Annotated in this window: 1 protein-coding gene; it reads right to left on the bottom strand. The window is 54.1% G+C overall.

What is annotated here, in order from left to right; translation table 11 throughout:
- Positions 1–18 precede the first annotated feature (18 nt).
- Positions 19–603, bottom strand: a 585-nt coding sequence (locus H9X86_RS12160) for a hypothetical protein (RefSeq protein WP_204901754.1), incomplete at its 5' end; no start/stop codon positions are given.

Raw genomic sequence — 603 nt, 5'->3', positions numbered from 1 at the left:
TAGAACTCCGGCGCAATTTCACATGGTCTGCTGGGGAATATAAGGTTCTGTGGGCTGTTGCTCCTGCTCTCTGAGCTGTTCCGTGATATCTGGTATGCCACTTTCAATCTGCTCTTGGATATCCCGGATGCATGCCTCCTGTTTGGGGGACAGGTTCAAATCGGCATTTAGGGTATCAGCGCAGCAATAAAAGATTTCTGTGAGCTGTTCCTGGTTGAAAACTTGGTACTGGGGGACAAGGCCGGAACGGATAGCAAAGTCTTGTTTGGCAGCCACGTAGTTTTCCTGAAAGTAGTGGCCGTAGTTGAGACCTGTCCAGCGGAAGTCCCGGTCCCAGGTGACAAAGTGGATGCCGAATTTGGTCTGGTGTCCAGCCAGCACAGTTCCATTGAAGTCGGCCAGCACTCGAAAGTCTCCAGTCAGCCCCTGTGCCCTCAAGGGGGGAGCCTGCTCCAGCAGGGTAGTGTATTCCCGCACCATACAGGCCAGATCTGCGGCTCTTTGACAGGCTTGTTCCCGTTCCAAATTTGCCACATTCTCCTGCCAGTAGCGTACACCGCCGCCCTCTGTGATCCTGCAGAGAGGGTGTCCATCCCACTCCAC

Origin of the sequence: Pseudoflavonifractor capillosus, from assembly GCF_016902575.1 — a bacterium.
Classification (GTDB): Bacteria; Bacillota; Clostridia; order Oscillospirales; family Oscillospiraceae; genus Enterenecus; species Enterenecus capillosus_A.
Note: the sequence above shows the minus strand (reverse complement) of the source record. Positions and strands in the feature narration are given on the sequence as shown.